The sequence below is a fragment of the Rhizobium sp. SRI_017 genome (assembly GCF_057586295.1).
In genome coordinates, this window is record NZ_JBYCZP010000046.1 from 1 (window position 1) to 5,251 (window position 5,251).

Sequence of the window (5,251 nt, forward strand, 5' to 3'; positions counted from 1 at the left end):
GTCGTTTTTCTGACACGACCAAAATTGTCTGACGCTCATTGCCCCCGCAGTCACAAATTCCGATTCATCTCTTCTCACATGGATGAGCGAGATTTCGACCGCTGGTACGATTGAGGCAAATTTCCATGCTCCGATCGACAAGAGCACAATCCCGGGCGTGTGTCCGGAAATTGGCTGCAAACCCGGTCCGCTCATCGGGTGCCAATTTCATGGCCGAATTGGTCTGAGATGCAAACGCATTGCGGACCGGTGTCCAGATCCGACGTAGGACTACGATCTTCAATCGGAGGCCGTAGGAATCAAAAATCTTGACAAATTCACTCTTCTTTATCATGTCGAACAGACCATAAAGATGAGAGAAAAATTCATGTTTTATAAACTCAGCAGATTGGTGATCGCCGCCACGCTCGTTGTCGCTCTGCCTATAAGCTCATCGGCTGAGCCGATTACGATTACCGACCATGAAAACCGAACGGTGACGCTGGCAAAGCCAGCCGACCGAATTGCCTCGATCCCCATCCCGATGGCTTCGACCATCATCGCTATGGACGGGGGAACGTCGAAGCTGGTCGGCATGAACCCGACCGCCAAATCGGCGATCGTCGAAGGCGTGCTTGGCAAGATCTTCCCCGAGGCCAAGGACATCCCCTCCGACATCACCGCGCCGAACTTTATTCCGAACGTCGAAGAACTGGCCGCCACCAATCCCGAACTGGTCATCCAGTGGGCCGATCGCGGTCCCGACCTCGTCGACCCGATCGTCAATGCCGGCCTGACCGCGCTTCTGATTTCCTACGGCACGGAGGAAAAGACCAAGCAGTACCAGGCCATGGTGGCGGCCGCGATGGGCAAGCCCGAGCGCGCGGCGATGATCAATGGCTGGCGCGACCAGGTGGCAGCCGAAATGGCCGCCAAGTCGAAGAACATCCCAGCCGAGAAGAAGCCAAGGATCCTCTATCTGGGCCGCGCGCTTGAAGGCCTGACAGCTTCGGGCGACAAGGGCAATTATGCTGCGTTCTACGTCGATCTGGCCGGCGCCGTATCCGTCTCGGCCAATCTGGAGGGCCAGGGTACGACGATCAGCGCGGAGCAGATCGCCGAGTGGAACCCGGACGTCATCCTCCTGAACAGCTTCGAGGCGAGACTCGGCCTCGAGCGGATCCATGACGACCCGATCCTGTCACTGACCAAGGCCGCTCAGGAAAGGCGCGTCTACAAGATGCCGCTCGGTGGATATCGCTGGGATCCACCGAACCAGGAAAGCCCGCTGACCTGGATGTGGCTCGCCAATCTGCTGCACCCCGATATCTTCCAGTACGACCTGCGTGGCGAAATGAAAAAGGCCTACAAGACGCTCTACGACTACGACCTGACCGATGAGGATATCGACGGCATCCTTTGGATCGGCATGCAGGGCGACGCCACCGACTACGCCCAGTTCAAGGCAAAGTAGGATGGCGATCGCGGCTACGGAGAGCCGGCGCCAAAGCCTGATCGGCCTGCGGATCGGCGCGTTCGGGCTCATGGTGCTGGGGCTGATCGCCAGCATGCTGTTTTCGATTGGCGCCGGGCGCTTTTCCGTCGACGCGGCGCGTATCGGCGAGATCATACTGGCGGCGATCCTCAATCCGGATGCCGCGCCGACCCAGATGGACGAGCGCATCGTGCTGCTCGTCCGCCTGCCCCGCGTGCTTCTGGCGGCGCTGTCGGGTGCTGCACTTGCCGTCGGCGGCGCGGCACTGCAGGGCGTGTTCCGCAATCCGCTGGTCTCGCCGCAGGTGCTTGGCATCAGCCAGGGTGCCGCCTTCGGCGGCGCACTCGCCATCCTGTTCGGCTATTCAGGCATGGTGCTGCTCGGCATGGCCTTCGTCCTCGGCCTGTCGGCGCTGGTAATGGTGGGGCTTCTTGCGCGTATCAACGGCCGCACCGAGGTGATTACCGTCATCCTCGCGGGCATGATCATAGGGGCGCTGTTTGCTGCCCTCGTCTCCGTGGTGCAGTTCATCGCCGATCCCAACACTTCCCTTCCCGCCATCGTCTACTGGCTCATGGGATCGTTCTCCACCGCCACCTGGCCGCGGCTGTGGCTCGCAGTGCCGGGTATGGGCCTTGGCCTCTTTGCCGTATGGCTGTTGCGTTACCGGCTCAACCTGCTGGCGCTCGAGGAACAGGAGGCGCGTTCGCTCGGTGTCAATCCCGACCGCGAGCGCTGGTACATCTTCATCGCGATTTCGCTGATGACTGGGACCTCGGTGGCGGTGGCCGGCATTGTCGGCTGGATCGGGCTGGTCGTGCCGCATGCCGCGCGCATTCTGGTCGGCGAGGATCACCGCGCGCTGGTCCCCGCCTCGGCACTGCTCGGCGCCGCCTATCTGACACTGATCGACACCCTGGCGCGCACGCTGACGGCAGCCGAGATCCCGCTAGGTGTGCTGACCGCGCTGGTCGGCGCGCCGGTGTTCGGCTACCTGCTACGCCGCCATTTCAAGGAGACGAACCGCACATGATCGGGCTTGATGAGGCCTCCGTCTCCTTCGGCGACCGCACGCTGTTTTCCGGTATCACTTTCACCGTGCCGGTCGGTCGTTCCATGGCGGTGCTGGGCCCTAATGGTCGCGGCAAGACCACGCTGCTGCGTGCCCTGCTCGGCTTCCAGCCGTTGGCCAAGGGCCGCCGCGCGGCGCCGAAAATCGCCGGCTACGTACCGCAGCACGGCACCTCACAGGCCAAGCTATCCGGGCTTGACGTGGTGGTCATGGGCCGTGCGGCCAGGCTTGGTTTGTTCGGTCAACCCTCGGCCGACGACCGCGCCTCGGCGGAGCAAGCACTGGTCGAAGCAGGTGCAGGCCACCTGGCAAACCTGCGCTACGACCGCTTGTCGGGTGGGCAGCGGCAGATGGTGTTGATTGCCCGCGCTCTTGCCACTGGCTCACCTGCCCTCATTTTCGACGAACCGACCTCGGCGCTCGACCTCGGCAACCAGTCCCGCACGCTGGAACTTCTAAACGCGCTCAGGCTTCGCCGCGACAAGGCGATCCTGTTTACCACCCATGACCCTAACCATGCGTTGGCCGCGGCCGACGACGTTCTCTTGATGATGCCTGGCGGCCGCGAGGTGCATGGCACTGTCTCCGAGATGATCGAGCCCGGCCATCTGTCCGAGCTCTACGGTGTGCCGATGCGATGGGTGGATGTCAGCGGACCCCATGGCGAGGCCCGCCGGGCAGTCCTGCCGGCCTTTGCGGGCATAGAGGCGGCATGAGCACGATCTATCTGCAATCTGCCTTCGAAGGCCCGTCCGACACGGTGAAGGCGGTCGCGGCCGAGGGCGTGCTGACGATCGTCGAGCAGCCGGACCTGACGGTGGACATGCTTCTGGCCCACAGGGGCCTGATTACCGACAACCAACTCGACCAGAATGCCATGGTTCTAATGCGCGAAGCGCTCGCCGCTTTCCTCGATGCCGGCGGCCGCTGGTTCTTCAACGGTCACATGGTGCGGCCGCTGATCGATGGCATGGGCCAGTACCGGCCGATCGAGGCGCCGAAGCGCGCCGACTTCCACCTTTCCTCGGTCAACGCCCATCCGCTATTCTCCGGCCTCGACCTTACCAGGCTCGAGACCAACAAGGGCGTGGCGGGCTTTTACGGCCGGGGCTGCAATCCACTTCCCGAGGGCGCGGTGGCGGTCAACGGGCTGGGTCCGGCGAAGGTGCCGGTCGATTGGGTCTGGGCACGACCGAAGGGCGGTCGGATTTTTTCCCATGCCGGCAATGATCTCGGTTCGATCGGGCTGGAATGGAACTTGGCGGGCGAACTGACGCGGCGAATGATCGACTGGGTCCAGGGCGGCGCCTGCCTCGATCCGTGGCCATCCGCGCCATCCGCGCCGGCGGCCGACCTGCCGCTCGCGACACCCGAGGACTATGGCGGCATGCGGTTGTCGAGCCGGACCGGGCGGCGCATCGTCGCGCCCTCGTCCGGCACCCACTACAACATCCACAGCCTTGAGGGATCGCGCTACACCGAGATCTTGGACGTCATCTGCGCGCCCGAGCAACTCGCTGACATCCTGCGTCCCGATGACATTGTCTGGGTTCCGTGCCGCACGCCGGCGCAGCGGATGATTGCGCAGAAACCCGTGCTCGCCCGCCATCTGGCTGCCGGCGGCACGGTGGTGGCGCTCGGTGAAAGCCGCTCTGACCTGTGGCTACCGAATATCGATTTCACCGGCACGGAAACGAACTGGTGGTGGTGGCTCGACCCGGCCGCCGATCTCGGCGTGCAGGTTACCCAGGCCGCTGTCAGCAATCCGCTGATGGCGGGCATCGGCAACCGGGAGGCGACCTGGCACCTGCATGGCTGGTTCACGCCGCCAAACGGTGCAACCGTTCTCGCCCGTGACGGCGAGGGACGCGCGATCCTCTACGAGGACAAGATCTCGACGCCGGGAACGATGATCCTCTCCTCGCTCGATCCGATGTTCCACCACGGTTCGCATTTCATGCCGGCCACCACCCGGTTCCTCGATCTCTTCGTCCCCAACCTGAAAGCTATCGCAGATGTCTAATTCCATTGCCGTGCTCGACAACGGTCACCCGATCAGCTTTGCCTTCGATAGTATCAACGCCTATCACGGCGGTGGCTTTCCCGGCGGCGTGGCGCATGCGCTGAAGGCGATGCAAGCGGCGTTTCCGCTGTTGTCCGACACGCCGCTGGAACGGCGGGAGGTGACGATCGTGACCGCCTTTTCCGGTCCCGGCGGACGCGACGCGCTCGAAATGGTGACCCGGGCAGTGACCGAGGGGCGGCTGACGATCGACAAATCAATCGGCGGCAACGACATCATCACCGATCCTCCCGGTCCCTACGTGTTCCGTTTCAACTATCGCGGCCGGACCGCAGAGGCCGTGATCAAGCCGGGGCACGTGAAGGAGGAGTTCGTCACGCTGGGCGCCAAGAAGGACAAGACGCCAGACGAAATCGCCCGCCACGAGGAATTGAAGGCCGAGATGGCGTATCGCTTGCTCCCAATCCCGGCGCACGAGGTCTACGAGGTGAGGGCCTCTTAGTCGATCCTCGGTTGCCGGTAGCCAACCAGGTGCTTGATGAAAGAAGGAGCAAATGAACCTGATCGAGAATTCGAACAGCCGGAGATGCTTCAAAGCCCCGAAGCCTTGGTCAGGTTGACGCGAAAACGGTCCCTGCGGCGCTGGTAGCGGCGGGTCATTTCCGCGCTGGCATGGCCGAGT

General features: G+C 63.0%; 5 protein-coding genes. All 5 read left to right on the forward strand.

Features of this window, described 5'->3' with window-relative positions; translation table 11 throughout:
* Positions 1–367 precede the first annotated feature (367 nt).
* From AC2YI2_RS34750 to AC2YI2_RS34770, 5 genes are read left to right on the forward strand one after another with little or no spacing between them, the layout of a single operon-like run.
* A complete protein-coding gene (locus AC2YI2_RS34750; protein WP_487391078.1) occupies positions 368–1,453 on the forward strand; it encodes an ABC transporter substrate-binding protein in 1,086 nt (361 codons plus the stop codon).
* Position 1,454: 1 nt separating this feature from the next.
* Entirely contained in the window at positions 1,455–2,507 is a 1,053-nt protein-coding gene (locus AC2YI2_RS34755; protein WP_487391079.1) for a FecCD family ABC transporter permease, read from the forward strand.
* Positions 2,504–3,262: an ABC transporter ATP-binding protein gene (locus tag AC2YI2_RS34760; RefSeq protein WP_487391080.1), complete on the forward strand. Its 759-nt coding sequence runs from the start codon at positions 2,504–2,506 to the stop codon at positions 3,260–3,262. The genes AC2YI2_RS34755 and AC2YI2_RS34760 overlap by 4 nt, the downstream gene beginning before the upstream one ends.
* Positions 3,259–4,569 carry a hypothetical protein gene (locus AC2YI2_RS34765; RefSeq protein ID WP_487391081.1) on the forward strand — a complete coding sequence of 437 codons (1,311 nt, stop codon included), beginning with the start codon at positions 3,259–3,261 and terminating at the stop codon, positions 4,567–4,569. The genes AC2YI2_RS34760 and AC2YI2_RS34765 overlap by 4 nt, the downstream gene beginning before the upstream one ends.
* Positions 4,562–5,071 carry a hypothetical protein gene (locus tag AC2YI2_RS34770; protein ID WP_487391082.1) on the forward strand — a complete coding sequence of 170 codons (510 nt, stop codon included), beginning with the start codon at positions 4,562–4,564 and terminating at the stop codon, positions 5,069–5,071. The genes AC2YI2_RS34765 and AC2YI2_RS34770 overlap by 8 nt, the downstream gene beginning before the upstream one ends.
* Positions 5,072–5,251: the final 180 nt, after the last annotated feature.

Coding starts and splice junctions, on each gene's coding strand:
- AC2YI2_RS34765 (WP_487391081.1), top strand. CDS start 3,259: ATGAGCACGATCTATCTGCAATCTGCCTTCGAAGGCCCGTCCGACACG.
- AC2YI2_RS34755 (WP_487391079.1), top strand. CDS start 1,455: ATGGCGATCGCGGCTACGGAGAGCCGGCGCCAAAGCCTGATCGGCCTG.
- AC2YI2_RS34760 (WP_487391080.1), top strand. CDS start 2,504: ATGATCGGGCTTGATGAGGCCTCCGTCTCCTTCGGCGACCGCACGCTG.
- AC2YI2_RS34770 (WP_487391082.1), top strand. CDS start 4,562: ATGTCTAATTCCATTGCCGTGCTCGACAACGGTCACCCGATCAGCTTT.
- AC2YI2_RS34750 (WP_487391078.1), top strand. CDS start 368: ATGTTTTATAAACTCAGCAGATTGGTGATCGCCGCCACGCTCGTTGTC.